Here is a 20,078-nt window from a genome sequence, read left to right as displayed (position 1 = left end):
ACAAGGGTGATGAAAAAGGATCAGGTTCGTTTTTCCCAGCGTTTGCTAAGCGGCATGTTGAGTTTTCTGCTGGCTACCCAACCACTGCTCCCGGCGATGGCTGCCGTCATCACGCCTGAAGGCAATACGCAGATGGACAAAGCCGCCAATGGTGTTCCGGTGGTGAATATTGCCACACCGAACCAGTCCGGGATTTCACACAATAAATATAACGACTACAACGTGGGAAAAGAGGGGCTGATCCTTAACAACGCGACCGGGCAATTTACCCAAACCCAGCTCGGCGGCATTATCCAGAATAACCCAAACCTACAGCCAGGAAAGGAAGCCTCAGGGATCATCAACGAAGTAACCGGCGCTAACCGTTCACAACTGCAGGGCTATACCGAAGTCGCGGGGAAAGCCGCCAACGTCATGGTCGCTAACCCCTATGGCATTACCTGTAATGGTTGTGGATTTATCAACACGCCTAACGCCACCCTGACCACCGGTAAACCTGTGTTGGACGCCAATGGCAACCTGCAGTCGCTGGAGGTAAGCAAGGGCAGTATTACCATCGAAGGTAAGGGGCTGGATGGTAGCCAGAGCGATGCAGTGTCGATTATTGCCCGCGCCACGGAAATCAATGCTGCGCTACACGCCAAAGATTTGACAGTTATCGCTGGGGCGAATCGCGTTGCGGCGAATGGCCAGACGAGCCCGCTGAATGGCGAAGGAGAAGCACCGAAAATCGCGGTAGATACCGGCGCGTTAGGCGGCATGTATGCTAATCGAATTCATTTGGTCTCCAGCGAGAAAGGGCTGGGGGTCAACCTCGGAAATCTGAATGCCCGTCAGGGTGATATCACCCTCAATGCTAACGGGAAATTAACGATCGGCAACAGTCTGGCAAATGGTGGTCTTTCCGCCAAGGGCGAAGGCGTCACGTTGACCGGCAGCCATAAGACCGGGAGCGGGATGGCCATCAACAGCACCGGGGCGTTAGCGCTACAGGATGCAAATCTCTCCAGCGGCGCAAACGTGCAGTTGGGTAGCGATGGCAAGGTGACGATCGATGGTGGTGGGATTGCCGCAGCTGGCGAGTTGCAGGTGGCTGCTAAACAGGATGTAGCCGTTGCTGCAACCACTCTGGTTAGCCAGAAAAACACCTCACTGCGCAGTGACGGCTCGCTGACAGTCACCGACGGCAGCCTGACCAGTAAAGAAAAACTGGATGTCGAGGGTACTCATGGACTGACGCTGACCCGTTCCACGCTGGGTAGTGATGCTGATGTTAGCCTTAACAGTAAGGGCTATCTGTCGGCGAAAGGGGGATTGCTCTCAGCAGGTAATGGATTAACGCTGAAGGCGCAGCGCATAGCACTGGATAACGCCAGTCGGGCCGATGCGAAAGGCGCATTAAGCCTGACCGGTAGCGAAATGAACAACCAGGGGCAGGTCAATGCGGGAGATGCTTTATCTCTCTCTGGTGACCACCTCGTTAATGGTGGTCAACTGGCGGCAAACGGCAGTCTTGATGCTTCTGTCAGCAGCCTTAGCAACACAGGTCTGATGCAGGGTAACAGCGTATCGGTCCGCAGCGGCTCGCTGGATAATATGGGCACGCTGGCGAGCGGCAGCCAGCTTTCAGTACAGACGGCAGCGCTGAACCAGCAGGGGATCCTGAGCGCGAAAAACGATGCGGATATCCGGGCTGATGCCACGCTGCGTAATAGTGGAAAGTTGCTCTCTGATGGCACTCTAACGGTGCAGGCCGCGTCAGTTGAACAATATGGCGTCCTTTCTGGCAATCAGGGGGTAACGCTCAATGCTGAAAATCTCACCGCCGCGAAAGATTCGTTGATCGCCGGGCAACAAAACATACAGTTAAACGTTACGCAAAACCTTAACCTGAACGGTCAGGTTAATGCCGCCGGTGCGCTTAACGTCGGCGCAAAGCAACTGACTACCGGCAAAGACGGTCATTTACAGAGCGGTCTGGACCTTGCGATTACCGGCAACAGCGTGACGCTGGACGGCGTACAGGCGGCAAAAGGTTCGCTGGATGTGACGGCTGACCGGCTCAGTCATGGCGGAAAAGCCACCGGGGCACGCGTTGGTTTCAGCGCGCAGCAGTCAGTTGATAACCATGGCGAACTGTTGGCAGACACCCTGACGCTCAGCGCGGCGACGCTGACTCATAACGGCAGCGCCAGCGCTGAACGCATCTCGATTATTGCACCTGAACTGCTGACCAGCGGCGGCTCTCTGATAGCCGACACGCTAACTCTCCACAGTCAGCATGTTGTGAATAGCGGTCTGATGCAGGGTAACGCGGCAATGGACCTGCAGATTGATAAGTTAGATAACCTGAGCGGCGGCACGCTCTATGCCAGGCATTCTCTGGCGCTGGATATACCGTATCTGACCAACCATGGGCTGATTACCAGCGACGGTTCATTGCATCTCCATGGTCGCCAGTTGGTTAACGGCGGAGAAATTAACGGCGTTAATCTGCAAAGTGAATATGCGACGGTAAAAAACGAAGCCGCGGGGCGCCTGCTGGCGGACACGTCATTGTCTGTTAATGGACAGCAGACAGATAACCTCGGACTCATGGCCGCCGAAATGCTCGCGCTGAACAGCCAGGACGTGAAAAACGACGGGAATGTGTTGTCGGTGGGGGAATTGAGCCTGAAGAATCAGACCCTGCACAACACCGGCTTGCTGCAGGGCGGCACGCTGAATCTGGAAGCAAATACGTGGCAAAACAGCGGTAATGCGCTGGGTGAAACGGGGGTAACGGCGACAGTACACGACGCGTTCACTAACCAGGGCAAGGTACTCAGTCAGCAGGGTATGACACTGCATGCCGCCAGTGCGAATAACAGCGGAATGCTGGCGGCGAAGGTGCTGGCATTACACGGCGATCTCAGCAATAGTGGGATCCTGCAGGGGGATCAGGCGCTGGCCTGGGATGGCAGTCGCTTCACTAACCTTGCGGGTGGGCAGGTGACCAGCGGTGAAGATCTACAGCTTAGCGGAAAACGTTTCGAAAATGATGGCCAACTGGAGGGCCGTACGGCGGCGATCAGACTGGATAACCTGCACAATAGCGGCAGCGTTCAGGCACTGGATAGCCTGAAAATTCAGGCTAACGGGCGACTGGATAACCAGGGATCGCTGCGCAGTCTCAACCTGTTCGAGCTGGCTGCGGCGCAGTTGTTTAACGACAACACGATTGCAGCAAAATCCCTGAGTATTTCCGTGCCGGAGCTTATGAATAACGGCATTGTGCAGGGTAATTCGGCGCTACAGCTCACCACCCGCAATCTGTTCAATGGTCAGCAGGGGCAACTGGTCAGCGGCGCGGGGCTGGATTTAGGCCTCGACTCACTGGAAAACCACGGTCTGCTGCTGGCGAATACCGGCTTCACGCTGCGCGGCAGCACATTAATTAACGCAGGTGATATTCAGGCCGACTCCCTGAACCTGACGCTGGCAAACTCGGTTGAAAATCAGGGGAGCCTGGTGGCGAAACAGAGGGCGTCGATGAATACTGCATCCCTGGATAACCGCGGTACGCTGGCGGCGACAAGTGTCGCTCTGGATGGAAAATCAATCCGTAACAGCGGACGGGTGCAGGGCAACGACAGTACCTCGGTTTCTGCGAATACCTTCACCACGGGTACCACAGGTAAATGGCTGGCCGGTAATGCGCTGTTGGTGCATACCGGTGCGATGGAAAACGCCGGCGTACTGCAGGGAAATACCCTGACATTTACTGCCGACTCGCTGAATAACAGCGGCGTGCTTAACGGTTTACATGGCCTGGAAGGCAAGCTATCCGGGCGACTTACCAACCCCGGACACATTCAAAGTGGCGGCGCACTGGCGCTTACGGCTGATGATATCAACAGTGCCGGACGTATTGCCGGTGACAGGCTGACTCTTGCTGCCTCGACGTTAAACAATTCAGGCCTGTGGCAGGGGACGAACGGGCTTGCGCTGTCTGGCGATGTACTCACGACGGGGATAACCTCCCGTACGCTGAGCGGCGGCGCGTTGACCTTTGATGCTGGCAATATAACGACGCAAGGAACGCTGCAGGGGCAGCAGCTCACGCTGACCGCTGATAACTGGCTGCACAAAGGATCGCTGATAAGCCTGGGTAATCTGACGGCTACTGTAAACAACGGCCTTACCACATCAGGCGATGTGATGAGCCATGGTGGAATGTCACTAACCGCGCAGCAGCTTGATAACAGTGGAAGGTTGCTCAGCGAGAGCGACGTAACGCTCGACGGCGCACAGTTCGATAACAGTGGCGCGGTACAGGGAAATACCCTGACCCTGCAGCAAAACCGGATCCACAATCAGGGCACGCTGACCGGCCTGCAAAGCCTGACGCTGGAGGCTCGTCAGCGTCTGATGGCGCGAATGGCGATGGCTTCACCGCAACAGGAATTGATTAACGCAGCAGGTGGTTCACTGCTGACGCAGGGAGCGCTGAAACTCACTTCTGGCGATGTGACGAATAATGGCACGTGGCAGGGACAGTCCGTTCTGCTCAGTGCGCAAACGCTGACAAACAACGGGGCAATACAAAGCGCCGACGCCCTGCAGTTTACGCTCGCAAATAACCTGACTTCTGCGGCCGGCAGCAAAATTACCGCCCTTGGTAACGCGACGCTACAGGCGCTTTCTCTGACTAACTCGGGGCAATGGGCGGCGAAAAATCTTACGCTGAAGGGGGCAACCCTTGATAACAGCGCGGCGATTAGCGGCGTAAATGCGCTCACGCTTGCCATGAACGGCGCGGTCAGGCAGCAGAAAGCGGGCAGTATGCTGAGCGGCGGCGCGTTGGATCTGACTGCGGCGTCAGTCACCAACGATGGAAAAATTCAGGGTGCGACGTTGGGCATGACGACCGGCGCATTGACCAACAGCGGACGACTACAAGGGGATAATGGCGCAACGCTGTCGCTGAGCGGTGGTTTGATAAACCAGTCTTCCGGGGAGATTGTCAGCCGCCAGGGGCTTTCGCTTTCTACGCCAGTGCTGTCCAACTACGGTTTAATGCAGGGCGGTGGAGAGACCCATCTTAACGCCACAACACGCGCGCTCAATGACGGCAAACTGCTTTCCGGCGCGGGAATGACGCTGACGACGGCAGAATATTCCGGCGCAGGCTGGTTACAGGCGACAAACCTCATTCTGAATGCGGCAACGGCCACCAATGACGGTAACTGGCTGGCCGACAGCGCCACGCTTGCAGGGACCCGGTTTACCAACCAGGGAACCGCGCAGGCCGGTCAACTGGCGGTGAAATACGCGCAACTGACGAATAACGGTACGCTGTTAGGCAACTCGCAACTGAGTGTGAATGCCAGCGAAGTTAATCAGAATGCGGCAGGGAAACTGTTCAGCGGCGGCGACCTGTTCGTTGAAAGTCGCGGGCTGGGTGCGTTGGGACAGGTGGTTGCGCTGGGTAATCTGACGCTGAAGCTGGTGAATGGTTTTACTGCGCAAAGCGCTTTTGCCGCGGGTAAAACACTGACCATTACCAGCGATGGCGCTATCGACAACCGTAGCGTGCTTCAGGGGCAATCGCTCAACCTGACGGCGGGCGGACAGCTCAGCAATAACGGGCAAATTACAACTGGCAGCGGCGTCAGTTATCTTAGCGGCGACAGCGTAGCGCTCAATGCCGCCGGAACGTTACAGGGCGGTGGCGATATTACGCTGACCAGTCGCGGTAATATTTCAGTCGCTGGTTTCACCGGAACGCGTGGCTCTCTGACGCTCAATGCACCGGGCGCCATCGTCAATACGGCGCTGTTGTACGCGGCAAATAATCTGGCGCTTTATGCTAACACCATCACCAACCAGCGCGGCGATATCCTCGCGGGCAACAATCTGTGGATGCAGCGAGATGCTGCGGGCAATGCCAACAGTGAAGTGGTCAACACCTCCGGCAATATCGAAACCCAGAACGGTGATATCACGATAAAAACAGGACATCTACTGAACCAGCGAGATGGGTTGAAAACAAACCAGACACAAATAGCTGGAGCAAACAATATTCCAGGGATAGGTAATGCGACTGTTGCGATAGATATCAGTCAGATGGCAGAAGGTACCTATGGCGTTAATGGTTACTCCTATGAGGTACAAACCAGCTCCTGTAGTGCGAATGCCTCCTGTAATATTCGTCATTATTACCAGTATTACTACGCACCGTTTAAAGACACGGCGACGCAGAAATTCATTTCCAGCCAGCTAAAAACAGAGGTTTCCAGCTCTGGCGGCGCAGCTCGTATTTCATCAGGGCGAAATCTGTCAATTGGCGCAAACGCGCTGGATAACGCAGCCAGTACTATTCTGGCAAATAATAATATTGACCTTTCAGGAAGCACATTCAATAACCAGAGCTGGCAGTCCGGGACGCTTACTGATTATCTGGTTTATACCTATTCTCCAGATAAATACTCCAATAAACAGTTTGCTGTAGATAACGTTGATGTTTTACCTCCGCGTTATAACGAGGGGAGAAACAGTAAAGGTGAAACTATTGTGCTTCCTAAAGAACGCACAATAACATTTACCCTGGAAGGGCATGACCGGGTTCAGGAAGGGGGGGAAACGTACCGTTCGGTGATTCAGGCGGGCGGTAATGTAAACGCCAGGTTTACTACTTCTATTGGCAACGAAAACGCAACCTCTGGTGGGGGACGGGTTAGCAATACCATCGTTACCCCAACCCTCAACACCCTCAGCAACCAAACCATCAGTAATGGGGTGCAAAAGCAGGCACTGGCAGGCAATGACACGGTGAGCGTCAGTTCCCCACAGTGGAACGATCGACTGCATGACGCATTGCAGCAGATTAACGGTGCAGGCGCGCTGGAAAGCGGCGGCGTATCAGACGCTACGCTCAACCCTGTTTCTACCACGCAGAAAGGTAACGCCAGCCTCGGCCAGCTCAATGGCCTGATTAACCCAGGCGAGAAGGGCGTGAATACTGCCGGGCAAAATCAGGGCAAAACGGTGGATACCAGCGCGTATCCGTTGCCTTCCGGAAAGAACGGGTATTTCGTCGTCTCTGACGATCCGAAAAGCCCGTACCTGATCAACGTTAACCCGAAACTGAACGGTCTTGGTCAGCTCGATCCCAGCCTGTTTGGTGATTTGAATGCGATGCTGGGTATCAAACCTGGCGAAGCGCCGCGTGAAACCAATATTGCGTATACCGATCAAAACCAGTTCCTTGGGTCGGCCTATATGCTCGATCGTCTCAAACTGAACCCGGAATATGACTACCGTTTCCTCGGTGATGCGGCGTTCGATACCCGCTATGTCAGTAACGCCATGCTGAATAAGACGGGAAGTCGATACATCAACGGTATTGGTTCTGACCTTGACCAGATGCGTTATCTGATGGATAGCGCTGCCAGTACCCAGCAGTCGCTGGGACTGACATTTGGGGTGGCGCTGACGGCCGATCAAATCGCGTCCCTTGAGCACAGCATGCTGTGGTGGGAAGCCGCGACCGTCAACGGTGAAACGGTAATGATACCGAAGCTGTATCTCTCGCCGAAAGATATCACCGTGAATAACGGTAGCGTCATTGCCGGGAATAATGTTCAGCTGACCAGCGGGAATATCACCAACTCCGGCAGTACGCTGTTGGCGAGAAACGATCTCACCCTCGACAGCCAAAACAGTATTAATAACCTTAACAATAGTCTGATGCAGGCCGGGGGCAATCTCGACCTGAGCGCGATGGGTGATATCAATAACGTCAGCTCCGCCATCAGCGGAAAAACGGTGGCGCTGGAAAGTCTGGGCGGCAACATCAATAACCTGACGCTGGCGGAACAGATTGATGTGAGTGCCAGGGATAAATACCGCAATGTGAGCTTTAAAGATACGTTGCTGGGGTCTGTGGCATCCATTACCGCGCAGGATGGATTGTCGCTCTCGGCAGGTAAAGATATCACCGTTACTGGCGCGAATCTCTCTGCAGGCGGTTCATTGCTGATGGATGCGTGGGGAGATATTGCGGTAAATGCCAACCAGATTAACGATGCCCGGAGCCGCTCCGGACGCTGGATAACTGAGACGGGTCGTTCGTCAGTGGACTGGCAGGGTAGCACCATCAGCGCGGGCGGTAACCTCGGTATTAATGCCGGGAATAACCTCAACGTCACCGCCAGCGATGTTAACGCGGGGGGGAATGCTCAGCTTACAGCGGGTAACGATCTCAATCTGAATGCGGGCACCACTCAGCAAAGTAGCCGTAACGGCGGCAGTGAATCGCACAGCACCGGGCTTTCCCGTACCACCGTGTCAGCGGGTGACAATCTGCTGTTGAAAGCGGGTCAGGATATTAATTCCCATGCAGCCGGGCTGGCTGCGGAGAATGATGTCGGTCTGCTGGCCGGGCGAGATGTCAACCTGCTGGCTGAAGCAACGACAGACGGCGACAGTTATCGTGCGAAGAAGAAAACCGTGGTCAATGACGCCGTACGCCAGCAGGGAACGGAAATTGCCAGCGGCGGCGACGCCGTCATTATTGCCGGGCGTGATGTAAACGCACAGGCAGCGGATGTTACGGCGCAGGGCGATATCGGCGTAACGGCAGGCCGGGATGTGAATCTCACGACCGCCACAGAGAGCGATTATCACTACCAGGAAACCACGAAAACCAAAAAAGGATTCCTCAGTAAAAAGACTACCCATACGATTGAAGAAGACAGCGCTACGCGGGAAAAAGGCGCGCTGCTGAGTGGGAACAATGTGACGGTCGCCGCCGGGAATAACATTCTGGTACAGGGCTCAGCCGTTGCCGGTGACGGCAATGTGGCGCTGGGAGCTGGCAACAATGTGGATATCGTTGCTGCCACCAATACCGATACCTCATGGCGCTTTAAAGAGACTAAAAAGAGCGGTCTGATGGGGTCGGGCGGGATCGGTTTCACTATCGGTAGCAGTAAAACGACGCACGATCTGCGCGAACAAGGCACCACCCAAAGCGAGAGCTTCAGTACTGTCGGCTCAACAGGAGGCAATGTCAGTATCACCGCGGGCCAGCAGGCACATATCGGCGGCGCGGATATCATCGCCCAGAAAGATATTGCTGTTCGCGGCGACAGCGTAATTATTGAACCGGGTCATGACAAACGCACCCGTGATGAGAAGTTTGAGCAGAAAACCAGCGGACTGACGGTGGCGCTGTCGGGGGCTGCTGGTGCTGCGATAAACAGTGCAGTACAAACCGCTCAGGATGTGAAAGATGAGAGTGATGACCGGCTTGCAGCGCTGAAGGCTACGAAGGCGGCGCTTTCCGGCGTGCAGGCGGCGCAGGGTGTTGCAGTTGCTCAGGCCGGTGGCGATCCGAATAACGGTATAGGCGTTAGCATTTCCCTGACTTCCCAGAAATCAAAATCTGAGCAGCATGCCTGGAGTGATACTGTGGCAGGCAGCACCCTGAATGCAGGTAACGACCTGGCTATTGTGGCGACAGGTAAAGGTCAGAGCGGAAACAGCGGCGATATTCTGATTGGCGCAAGCCAGTTGAAGGCGGGTGGGGATACCACGCTTGCGGCAGCGAACGATATTGTACTGAGCGGAGTGGCAAACACCCAGCAGACGACCGGGAAAAACAGTAGCAGCGGCGGTGGTGTGGGCGTCAGTATTGGCGGGGGGACTAATGGCTATGGTATTGGCGTCTTCGCTAATGTGAATGCGGCGAAAGGGCATGAGAAGGGTAACGGTACATCATGGGCTGAGACCACGCTTGATAGCGGTGGCACGGTATCGATGGCCAGTGGTCGTGATGCCATTCTGAATGGCGCGCAGGTCAGCGGCGATAAAGTGGTGGCGAATATTGGTCGCGACCTGTGGATGAGTAGCCAGCAGGACAGCAACGACTATAAATCGAAACAGAACAGCGTAGCAGCAGGCGGCAGTTTTACCTTCGGCAGCATGACCGGTTCGGGCTATATCAGTGCCAGCCAGGACAAGATGAAAAGCACTTATGACTCGGTGCAGGAGCAGACCGGGCTTTTTGCTGGCGATGGCGGATTTGATGTGGTGGTAGGACGTCACACACAACTGGACGGTACGGTAATCGCCTCGACGGCGCCAGGGGATAAAAACAGCCTTGATACCGGAACGCTGGGGTTCAGGGACATTCACAACGAAGCAGACTTTAAGGTCAGTCATTCAGGAGCCAGCCTGAGCGGCGGCGGGGCTTTTGGCGGCGATCAGTTTAAAGGTAACATGCCGGGTGGAATGATTTCAGCCGCTGGCAACAGTGGCCACGCGGAAGGCACGACGCAGGCGGCGGTGGCAGACGGCACCATAACTATCCGTGATAAAACCGGTCAGAAACAGGACGTGGCGAATCTGAGCCGTGATACGGAACACGCCAACGGCAGCATCAGCCCGATTTTCGACAAGGAGAAAGAGCAGAACCGGCTGAAAGCGGTGGGACTCATCAGCGACATTGGCGGTCAGGCAGCCGATATCGCCAGGACCCAGGGAGAGATTATTGCGCTCAAAGAGGCGCGGAGGGACAATCCAAATCTGCCAGCGGATAAGCTGAAAGATACACCGAAGTACAAGGAAGAACTGGCGAAGTATGGCACGGGCAGCGATATTCAGCGGGGAATTCAGGCGGCAACGGCGGCGCTTCAGGGGCTGGCTGGCGGTGATGTGGGGGCCGCGCTGGCGGGGGCATCGGCACCAGAGCTGGCGAATCTGCTTAAATCGACAGAGGGCAATACTGCGGTAAATGTCATTGCCCACGCGATACTGGGCGGCGCAGCGGCTGCGATGCAGGGTAACAGCGCGGCAGCGGGTGCAGCGGGTGCGGCAACGGGCGAACTTGCGGCCCGGGCGATTGCAGGTATGCTGTATCCTGATGTGAAGGACCTGTCGCAACTGAGTGAGGATCAGAAGCAGACCATCAGCGCGCTGGCAACGATATCAGCAGGGATGGCCGGTGGTCTGGCAGGAGACAGTACGTCATCAGCCGCAGCAGGTGCGCAGGCCGGGAAAAATGCAGTTGAGAATAATCTTTTGGGTGGAACAGAAACCACGCAAGAGAAGTTTGTGCGGGAGCATGGGAAGAATATCGCGTCCTGTGCAGATAACCCCGGTTCAGCGTCGTGCCAGAAAGGACTGGCAATGCAGGATGCGCTGATGGTAGCGCTGCCGGCTGGTCTGGGTGGTGGTGTGCTGGCAGCGGCCACGCCGGAAATAGCGGTAGCGGCCAAGGCTGCTATCCAGGCTTGTGCGGGTAATGTAGTGTTGTGCCTGAACAGTGCGGGGATCCAGGTATCAGAAGCTATTGTGCCGGGCGGCGTAGGGGCCGGTGGCGCGATTGGTATTGGTAAAACCGTTACAGAGGCGACGGCGGCGAAAGCTGAAGCAGTGGCGGCTAATACCGCCAAGAATGTTGGAAACAGTACAAAGGGCTCTTTAAGTGGCCAACCAACTAAATTACCGCCGAATGCCTCAGCAGAAAATATACGTTCATTGCAGCGAGAAAATGAGGGGGCGACGATCTTGTCTCAAAATGGTTATCATGTGGAGCAGAATCCTGTGACTCCGGGGGTTAAAAATCCAGACTATAAAATTAATGGTGAGGTGTTCGATAATATCGCCCCTAAAACAAACTCAGTTCGTAATATTTATGACCGGGCTTTAGAAAAAGTTAACAGTGGTCAAACAAACAATGTTGTTATCAACTTGGCAGATACAAAAGCAAGCGTTAGTGATTTGCAAAAGCAATTTAGTGATTGGCCAATCAAAGGGTTAGATAAGGTTATTGTTATCGATCAGTCAGGAAAGCCAATACGAATTAAGTAAGGTGGATAAATGTCAATTGATATAGCGTGTTACACATCAATAAATATTGATGAACTGAAGCAAAGATTAGATGTGGTGAGGGAAAAGTTCATCCATCTCTTTGATGGCCCGTATCTTATGTTTGATCCACACACAATTTTAAGCCGCCAACAGCTTGAACTAATTGATGATTATGTTGAAAAGTACAATCAAGAGACTAAATTATTAATTGCTGAAGAGTTTGGCCTAAAAGAGCCAAAATCTTATTTTTTGATTGCAGTGAATGATAAATCCTTCCCTGAGTTAAACACTTCTGAAATAGCAGATATGTTCAGGCAAGAGTTAGGAGAAGGAAATATTATTGTGCTTTTAAATGGTGAAGATCTAATCTAGATATTGTGATGGATCCCGGCCTGAATGACCGGGATCGTGCTGTCAACCATCAGGCAAAATACCCGTCCCCGCGCTTGATCACCGGCACATCACCGGTGTCGTTCAGCGCGCCGGGGAAGGTCTTCAGCCACTGCGTCACCTTCTTCTTATTGATGCGCATGACCCTTAACCCTTCGGTGTAGCCCCACAGCTCGCGGGTGTTCTGGGTTGAGATGACAATTATGATGTGTGGGTTGCAGGGTAAAAAGCCACGGCGAGGCGGTAGCGTGTTCGGGAGAAAAAGTCGCGTCGGGGCGTGATACCCAGCCATCAAAATGCGCTAGGCGATATTGATTGCAACAGATTGAATTAACTAAAAAAACACTCTTCATCGTCAAGGTTCACGACAGATAAAGTTGTTGTTGAGAATAATGCGCTGGGTAACAAGAATGACAAGCTGCCATCCATTATTCCGATAAACCCGCTGCCAATCGGGGTTGAAGGTGCAGATGGTGAGCCACTGAAAGGTGGTGGTGGGATAGCTAAAGGCGGTAAATCTAAAGACACTCAAATTTGGACAGAAACCAAGAAAGCAGAACCTGTAGGTAATGCCTATGGGCATTGGACAAAACATGGGAAAGAGTTTCCAGAGTATCAGAATGCGAAGCAATATGTTGATGCTGCACATAATTTTATGACAAACCCACCGCCAGGCACTTTAACTAAAACTCGCCCTAACGGAGACACACTGTATTACAATCCTGTGACTAATGTCTTTGCTTCAAAAGATATAAATGGTGTACCGCGTACAATGTTTAAACCAGAGAAAGGTCTCGAATATTGGAACAAGCAATGATGAATAACGGCTCTTATCCTTGTCCATGCTGTGGAAATAAGACAATTGATGAGCCGGGTTGTTATGAAATTTGCCCTATATGTGGATGGGAAGATGACCCTGTACAATCGGCTGATCCAGATTTTTCTGGCGGGGCAAATTCTCCGAGTTTAAATGAGGCGAAAAGAGCATTTAACGAACAGTAACTGAATATTTTATCCCGGCCCCCAGGCCAGGATCTGTTTATTAGCCGTCAGGCTCACCCAAAATGCCCGCGCTCACGCTTGATCGCAGGTCGATCCCCAGTGTCGTTCAGCACGCAGGGGAACGCCCTGAGCCACTGCTTCATCTTCGGCCCGTTGACGGAGACCACGCCCAGCCCCTCGGCGCAGCCGTACAGTTAGCGGGTGTTCTGCGTGGTGATAACGATGCAGTCCGGCATCACCCGGATATTAATCGGCACTCCGTCAGTAAATCCCTCCGTCACGGGTTGTCGGGTTAAACGAGGTGGTTCATCAGCGTGGTTGTGGTCTGAAAACTTAGGACGGTTAATGGCAGCAACTGACGGCGCTGCTATGATGCGGGAGTTGTAGGCCGGAAAGTCACGGCGGGGCGGTAGCGTGACATGGGTCAAAAGTGCGTATCGGGGCGTTGGGTCCAGTACAGCAAAATGCAGCAGGAAAACTGGGTTGTAACTTGCTGAGTGAACAGGAAAAACTGTTTTTTACAGGCTGACTTCGCAACGGAAAAAGTTGTTGTTGAGAATAACTCGCTGAGTGGTGATCGGGCCCGCGAAGCGGCAAAACAGGCTGCTGAATCTCTGAAAAATCAGGTCAGGGAAAAGCTGGGTGAAGGCGGAACAGTCCTGCGCTGATTACGTTCGCGGGTGAATACTTGCCGTACCTGTCAGCCTACTGTGCAGGGGGAAAGCGGTTTTTTGCGTAGTAACTCGTGGTTTTACGGGGCATCTGGTGAAACACCTGAATATGCCTGGGCAATGGCGGGTTCTGGCATAAAATTTGTGTCAGCGATAATCAGCTTCTTGTAAGTTGTCATGTATTAAGAGGAATAAAGGTGTTTGTGCCCCTTTGCTACTACACTATTTAACCTATGGCTATCACACCGTACTTAATAAAACTGTCGTCATTTAAAAATAGCATATTTATTAAATGCGAAGCGGCTCCAGAAAATAGTGTTGATATATGTAATGTGTAACAGCCAATAAAACAGATCGCGAACCATGAAATAACAATGCTATCATTCACATCAAACGTGGCAGACAACTGCTGGCACACGCATTCACCCCGGAGCACCTCATGAATAACGACATTCCGCTAAAATATTATGATATCGCCGACGAGTACGCGACCGAAGCCGCAAAGCCGGTAAACGATGCCGAACGCGATGCGCTGGCGCACTACTTCCAGCAACTGATCACCCGTTTAATGAACAACGAAGAGATTAGCGAAGAAGCGCAGCAGGAGATGGCAACCGTGGCCGGTGTCGACGCGCAGCGTATCGACGATATCGCGGAGTTCCTCAATCGCTGGGGTAACGAGTAGCCAAAGACGTGGTCTGTGTTTTACACTGCGCGCAAATTCAGTAGATATACTCTGCGAGTATTAGATTTAATCAGGTGGAAACAGCAATGAACGGAACAATCACAACGTGGTTTAAAGATAAAGGCTTTGGATTTATCAAAGATGAAAATGGCGATAACCGCTATTTTCATGTGATTAAGGTTGCTAATCCTGAGCTGATCAAGAAAGACGCGGCGGTAACCTTTGAACCGACCACCAACAACAAAGGTCTTTCTGCCTATGCGGTGAAAGTCATACCAGACAGCAAATACATCTATATCGCGGGCGAGCGTCTGAAGCTCACGGCGATCAAGTCGTACCTGGTATACAGTGAAGAAGTTCCTGTCGAAACCCGTATTGATAAAGAAAACGCGGTGCTGTCTGTCGGCGTGCTGATGAACAGCATCCGGCCGAAATCAGAGGTGAAGCCAGGCGAAATGCGTAAGCTGAAAAAACTGGCTATCACCACTTTCCAGGGTACGACGCTGATCTTCTCTGAAGATGAAATCGACATCGATGCGACAGTAAAATTGCTTAAGGTCTGAAGCTCGTCAGACTGATAAGTGCCGCAACTCTGTTATTCATTGCCCCATGCGGATAGTGTTGCTCTGAGCGCTGAGGATGCAAGAAACCGCTCGCCCAGAGCAGAACACTTTATGTAATTGCTGAAGCCGCCGCTGGCTTCGCGTCCTTATTATTGCAGTGGTCCAATTAGTTAGGATAAAAACAAAAGAACCAGCAGGGAGTCTGGTAATAACCTATTCATAATGTTAATTATTAATTAAATAAAAGTAGCAGCTCATGAAGTTTTGATATTTTCATTTCTCATAGACGAGAATTTACACATCATGATATAATATGGTGGAGAAAGCTCGCGGTTTATTAATCTGCGCGTAATGTAAATAAATTTTCGGGGAGTGTATTCCAGTGGGACGTAAATGGGCCAATATTGTTGGTAAAAAAACGGCTAAAGACGGTGCAACGTCTAAAGTATATTCAAAATTCGGTGTGGAAATCTATGCTGCCGCTAAACAAGGTGATCCAGACCCAGAATTAAACACAGCTTTAAAATTCGTTATTGAACGTGCGAAACAAGCCCAGGTTCCCAAGCACGTTATTGATAAAGCTATTGATAAAGCCAAAGGTGGCAGCGACGAAACGTTCATGCAAGGGCGTTATGAAGGTTTTGGCCCAAGCGGTTCCATGATTATCGCTGAAACCCTGACATCAAACGTTAACCGCACGATTGCTAATATTCGCTCAATCTTCAATAAAAAAGGCGGGAATATCGGGGCGGCAGGTTCTGTCAGCTACATGTTTGACAATACTGGTGTAATCGTATTTAAAGGCACTGACCCTGACCATGTTTTTGAAATTTTGCTTGAAGCTGAAGTTGATGTTCGTGATGTCACCGAAGACGAAGGAAATATCATTATTTATACTGAGTCTACCGACCTTCACAAAGGCATTGCAGCGTTAAAAGCAGCGGGAATTACAGAGTTTTCAACAACAGAATTAGAAATGATTGCTCAATCAGAAATTGAACTGTCGCCAGAAGATTTAGAAATCTTTGCAGGGCTTGTTGATGCTCTTGAAGATGACGACGATGTTCAAAAAGTATATCATAACGTTGCAAATCTCTAATTCTAAATTAAAGAAATCTGTCATTGTGGCAGATTTTTTTAACGATTAGATTTGTTATAAAAAGTATATCTGGCCTGACAGTACGGCAGAAAATAAAATTAAATATCTGCTGGCTCAATTCTGGCTCTGTCTCGCCAGCCACTGACCGACGATAGGCCATAATTTATCCGCACTCCGCGTTCGAAAAAAGCCCATGTGTCCAACTGAAGAAAGACCATAATCTGCGTGCCGAATTTCGCGATGTTCGATTTTTGCGTTTTGCACTGGCTCCATCAGGGATGCAATGGCTTCAGGGTTAGCCCACGGGTCGTCATCAAAACCCATCACCAGTAAAGGCAAGGTTATCTCACTTGCCCGTTGGCGTGCATCCCAGTCTGGATCGTCGTAGAAATAACCCGGCATTGCGCTCCAGCGTCCCCACTGAAGCATCACTGGAGCTGGCAAATCTTCGCCCAGCCCAAGGCGCCTGGCAGGCATATACCCGAAGATTCGGCAAAGAACCGGGGCCAGAACACGCAGCAGGCACCAGACCCGCACCTTCTCTGCCGTTTGTTTTATTGTGCTCGTCACCCCGGCATGGGAGGCCACAATGACGGCCGCGTGCAGGGCGGAAGTGGCCGTGGAAAGCAGAACCGCATGCCCGCCGACACTGTGTCCTACCGCCAGCAGGTTAAGTCCGGGAAAACGCGTTTTAGCCCAGGCAGTAATGCAGCCCACGTCCTGCTCGATCCAGTCTGACATTGAGATGCTGTAGCTACGGAGCTTCCCGGATTTCGAGCGGCCCGTTCCCCGATAATCGTAAGTGACGACACTGAATCCCTGGTTAAAAAGGTACTCTGCGAACCCCTTATAAAACGCCTGTACAACCGCCGTGGCTGGATGAAGAATAACGATCGCTTTGGCATCGCTTCTTTCCCAAATCGTGGCGGACAGAAATCCGCCTTCATTTACGGGTATTATTATTGAATTCATTCATTGAGCCTTATCTGTGTGGTCATACCAGTTGGTTCTGAATTCAATGTAGCTTTAACTAGCGAATCTGGCGATTTTTTTGTTCTGTATCCCGGTCTCGTTAAAGGAGACCGGGAATGCGGAAGGTTATTTAAGCTTTGGATAATCCGCCAACAAATGTGATCTACTTCACCTCCCGGTAACCAAAATCTCTTGTGACTCCACGCCGTCCTCTATCTGTTTCGCCACTTTTTGTAAGGCCGGAAGATGCTTTTCCGCTGCCTGCTCGATGGTCATGGCGCTGGCCATATACACCAGGTTCAGGCAACCAATAACCCGCTGCTCGCTGCGGATGGGAACGGCGATGGAGGCGATTTTTTCTTCCTGATCCCACCCGCGATAGTTCTGTCCAAAGCCGTCTTTACGTGCGCGGGCCAGAATAGCGTCGAGCTTCAGCGGTTCGCGGGCTAACTGGAACTCTTCTCCTGGTCTTGAGGCAAGCATTTCAATCAGTTGCTGACGTTCATTCTCCGGGCAAAATGCCAGCCAGGTCAGGCCGGATGCGGTTTTTAATAGCGGTAAACGACGTCCGACCATTGCCCGGTGAAACGACAGGCGGCTGAAGCGGTGGGTGGTTTCACGCACCACCATCGCGTCAACGTCCAGCGTGGACACGTCGGTCGGCCAGATGACTTCGCGCAGCAAATCCCCCAACAGCGGGGCGGCGAGCGCAGAAATCCACTGCTCGTCACGAAATCCCTCACTGAGCTGACGGACTTTTATGGTTAAGCGAAAGCTGTCATCGGACAGGCTGCGCCGGACGTAACCCTCATCCTGCAACGTTTCCAGCAGACGTCTGACCGTGGTGCGGTGCAGGCCGCTCAGCTCTGCCAGCAGGCCAACGCTGGCCCCGCCGTCAAGCCGATTTAACATATTTAATAACATTAACCCGCGCGTTAACCCGCGCACGGTTTTGTATTTGGTAGCGTCGTCACTTTTCATATTCATTGACAAATATATAGTTAAAACAACGTTGTGCACTTAGTGCACATCCAGGCATGTTTTGATTGTAGCGCAAAAACTCACTTCTATACTGACCGCACAATAAAAATTATTCACATATTTTTAACAAAACAAATTGCGCCTCACCAGGGCCTGCAATTGCGTTTTGTCCGAGTAGTGAGGTTCTGAAATGACAACTATAAATCCTGATATCCAACCCGCAGTGCAGCACACCGCGCAGGTAGCCATTGCTGGAGCCGGCCCGGTAGGGCTGATGATGGCGAACTATCTTGGCCAGATGGGCATTGAGGTGCTGGTGGTAGAGAAGCTCGACACGCTGATCGACTATCCCCGCGCCATCGGTATTGACGATGAAGCGCTGCGCACCATGCAGTCCGTTGGTCTGGTCGAGAACGTTTTGCCACATACCACGCCGTGGCACGCGATGCGCTTTCTTACCCCGAAAGGCCGCTGCTTTGCCGATATCCAGCCGATGACCGACGAATTTGGCTGGTCGCGACGCAATGCGTTCATTCAGCCGCAGGTGGATGCGGTGATGCTGGAAGGGCTGTCGCGTTTCCCCAACGTGCGTTGCCTGTTTTCTCGCGAACTGGAAGCCTTCAGCCAGCAAAATGGTGAAGTGACGCTGAACCTGAAAGCGCCGGACGGCCAGCGGGAAACGGTGAAGGCCCAGTGGCTGGTGGCCTGCGACGGTGGCGCCAGCAACGTCAGGCGCTCGCTGAATGTGCCATTTGAAGGTAAAACCGCGCCGAATCAGTGGATTGTAGTGGATATCGCCAACGATCCGCTGAGTACGCCGCATGTGTACCTGTGTTGCGATCCGGTGCGCCCGTATGTTTCTGCCGCGCTGCCGCATGCGGTGCGCCGCTTTGAATTTATGGTGATGCCGGGGGAAACCGAAGCCCAGCTTAGCGAGCCGCAGAATATGCGCCAACTCTTGAGCAAAGTGCTGCCGAACCCGGATAACGTCGAGCTGATCCGCCAGCGCGTGTACACCCATAACGCCCGGCTGGCCGAACGCTTTCGTATTGACCGTGTGCTGCTGGCGGGCGACGCGGCGCACATTATGCCGGTCTGGCAGGGGCAGGGGTACAACAGCGGTATGCGCGATGCCTTCAATCTGGCGTGGAAACTGGCGCTGGTGATTAATGGCAAAGCCGGTGATGCGCTGCTGGATACCTACCAGCAGGAGCGCCGCGATCATGCCAAAGCGATGATCGATTTGTCGGTTACCGCAGGCAACGTGCTGGCGCCGCCAAAACGCTGGCACGGCGCGGTGCGCGACGGAGTTTCCTGGCTGTTGAACTACATTCCGCCGGTCAAACGTTACTTTCTTGAAATGCGATTTAAGCCGATGCCGCAGTACCACATCGGGGCGTTGGTGCGTGAAGGTGACGCGAAAACCTCGCCAGTCGGCAAGATGTTTATCCAGCCGAAGGTCACGCTGGAAACCGGCGAAGTGACGTTGCTCGACAACGTCATTGGCCCGAATTTCGCGGTGATTGGCTGGGGCTGTAATCCGCTATGGGGCATGAGTGAAGCGCAGATCCAGCAGTGGCAGGCGCTGGGGACGCGGTTTATCCAGGTGGTGCCGGATACGCAGATACATACCGATCAGGATAACCATGACGGCGTTACCCGCATTGGCGATACGCAAAACCGTCTGCGCGCGTGGTTTGCCCAACACAATGCCGCGCTGGTGGTGATGCGCCCGGACCGCTTTGTCGCTGCCATCGCTATTCCGCAAACCCTGGGCAACACCCTGAATAAACTGGCGTCGGTGATGACGCTCACCCGCGTAAATACCGATCTTCCTGTTGAAAAGGTAGCCTGAT

9 protein-coding genes and 2 pseudogenes are annotated in these 20,078 nt (G+C 52.9%); 8 read left to right on the top strand and 3 right to left on the bottom strand.

Features of this window, described 5'->3' with window-relative positions; genetic code table 11:
* The first annotated feature begins 9 nt into the window (after positions 1–9).
* Positions 10–11,859 (top strand): hemagglutinin repeat-containing protein, encoded by an 11,850-nt coding sequence (locus OGV69_RS09320; protein WP_176722608.1) that lies wholly within the window; start codon positions 10–12, stop codon positions 11,857–11,859.
* 9 nt (positions 11,860–11,868) lie between these two features.
* Positions 11,869–12,231, top strand: a complete 363-nt coding sequence (locus OGV69_RS09315) for a CDI system immunity component (protein ID WP_069323912.1) — start codon at positions 11,869–11,871, stop codon at positions 12,229–12,231.
* 49 nt (positions 12,232–12,280) lie between these two features.
* On the opposite strand, the pseudogene OGV69_RS09310 reads toward OGV69_RS09315, so the two are convergent.
* A pseudogene (locus OGV69_RS09310) lies at positions 12,281–12,451 on the bottom strand (SymE family type I addiction module toxin); the annotation flags it as partial.
* A gap of 312 nt (positions 12,452–12,763) precedes the next feature.
* Here OGV69_RS09310 and OGV69_RS25305 point away from each other — a divergent pair.
* The 5 genes and pseudogenes from OGV69_RS25305 to OGV69_RS09290 form a co-directional block, all read left to right on the top strand.
* Positions 12,764–13,066 (top strand): annotated as a pseudogene (locus tag OGV69_RS25305) (VENN motif pre-toxin domain-containing protein); the annotation flags it as partial.
* Positions 13,063–13,251, top strand: a complete 189-nt coding sequence (locus OGV69_RS09305) for a CPCC family cysteine-rich protein (protein ID WP_370602674.1) — start codon at positions 13,063–13,065, stop codon at positions 13,249–13,251. The pseudogene OGV69_RS25305 and the gene OGV69_RS09305, both read left to right, overlap by 4 nt.
* 1,110 nt (positions 13,252–14,361) lie before the next feature.
* Entirely contained in the window at positions 14,362–14,607 is a 246-nt protein-coding gene (locus OGV69_RS09300) for a YmjA family protein (protein WP_069323914.1), read from the top strand.
* An 86-nt stretch (positions 14,608–14,693) separates the two neighbouring features.
* On the top strand, positions 14,694–15,170 hold the full coding sequence (locus OGV69_RS09295; RefSeq protein WP_038638021.1) for a cold-shock protein: 477 nt from the start codon (positions 14,694–14,696) through the stop codon (positions 15,168–15,170).
* Positions 15,171–15,552: 382 nt separating this feature from the next.
* The gene (locus tag OGV69_RS09290) at positions 15,553–16,269 is read left to right on the top strand and encodes a YebC/PmpR family DNA-binding transcriptional regulator (RefSeq protein ID WP_038638023.1); all 717 of its coding nucleotides are present in this window, start codon (positions 15,553–15,555) and stop codon (positions 16,267–16,269) included.
* 114 nt (positions 16,270–16,383) lie between these two features.
* On the opposite strand, the gene OGV69_RS09285 is transcribed toward OGV69_RS09290, so the two are convergent.
* Together OGV69_RS09285 and OGV69_RS09280 are read right to left on the bottom strand one after the other, a co-directional pair.
* Positions 16,384–17,241 carry an alpha/beta hydrolase family protein gene (locus OGV69_RS09285; protein WP_069323915.1) on the bottom strand — a complete coding sequence of 286 codons (858 nt, stop codon included), beginning with the start codon at positions 17,239–17,241 and terminating at the stop codon, positions 16,384–16,386.
* A gap of 168 nt (positions 17,242–17,409) precedes the next feature.
* Positions 17,410–18,222, bottom strand: a complete 813-nt coding sequence (locus OGV69_RS09280; RefSeq protein ID WP_069323916.1) for a DNA-binding transcriptional regulator — start codon at positions 18,220–18,222, stop codon at positions 17,410–17,412.
* A 190-nt stretch (positions 18,223–18,412) separates the two neighbouring features.
* On the opposite strand from OGV69_RS09280, the gene OGV69_RS09275 reads away from it, so the two are divergent.
* Positions 18,413–20,077 carry a bifunctional 3-(3-hydroxy-phenyl)propionate/3-hydroxycinnamic acid hydroxylase gene (locus tag OGV69_RS09275; RefSeq protein ID WP_038638028.1) on the top strand — a complete coding sequence of 555 codons (1,665 nt, stop codon included), beginning with the start codon at positions 18,413–18,415 and terminating at the stop codon, positions 20,075–20,077.
* Position 20,078 lies beyond the last annotated feature (1 nt).

Origin of the sequence: Citrobacter sp. Cc139, from assembly GCF_030334645.1 — a bacterium.
Taxonomy (GTDB): domain Bacteria; phylum Pseudomonadota; class Gammaproteobacteria; order Enterobacterales; family Enterobacteriaceae; genus Citrobacter; species Citrobacter werkmanii.
The sequence above is the reverse complement of the archived record's forward strand: the minus strand, read 5'-3'. Positions and strand labels throughout refer to the sequence as shown.

What these genes read in the sequence shown, in the direction of transcription:
- OGV69_RS09275 (WP_038638028.1), top strand. Translation starts at nt 18,413, where the DNA reads ATGACAACTATAAATCCTGATATCCAACCCGCAGTGCAGCACACCGCG.
- OGV69_RS09300 (WP_069323914.1), top strand. Translation starts at nt 14,362, where the DNA reads ATGAATAACGACATTCCGCTAAAATATTATGATATCGCCGACGAGTAC.
- OGV69_RS09320 (WP_176722608.1), top strand. Translation starts at nt 10, where the DNA reads ATGAAAAAGGATCAGGTTCGTTTTTCCCAGCGTTTGCTAAGCGGCATG.
- OGV69_RS09295 (WP_038638021.1), top strand. Translation starts at nt 14,694, where the DNA reads ATGAACGGAACAATCACAACGTGGTTTAAAGATAAAGGCTTTGGATTT.
- OGV69_RS09315 (WP_069323912.1), top strand. Translation starts at nt 11,869, where the DNA reads ATGTCAATTGATATAGCGTGTTACACATCAATAAATATTGATGAACTG.
- OGV69_RS09280 (WP_069323916.1), bottom strand. Translation starts at nt 18,222, where the DNA reads ATGAAAAGTGACGACGCTACCAAATACAAAACCGTGCGCGGGTTAACG.
- OGV69_RS09305 (WP_370602674.1), top strand. Translation starts at nt 13,063, where the DNA reads ATGATGAATAACGGCTCTTATCCTTGTCCATGCTGTGGAAATAAGACA.
- OGV69_RS09285 (WP_069323915.1), bottom strand. Translation starts at nt 17,241, where the DNA reads ATGAATTCAATAATAATACCCGTAAATGAAGGCGGATTTCTGTCCGCC.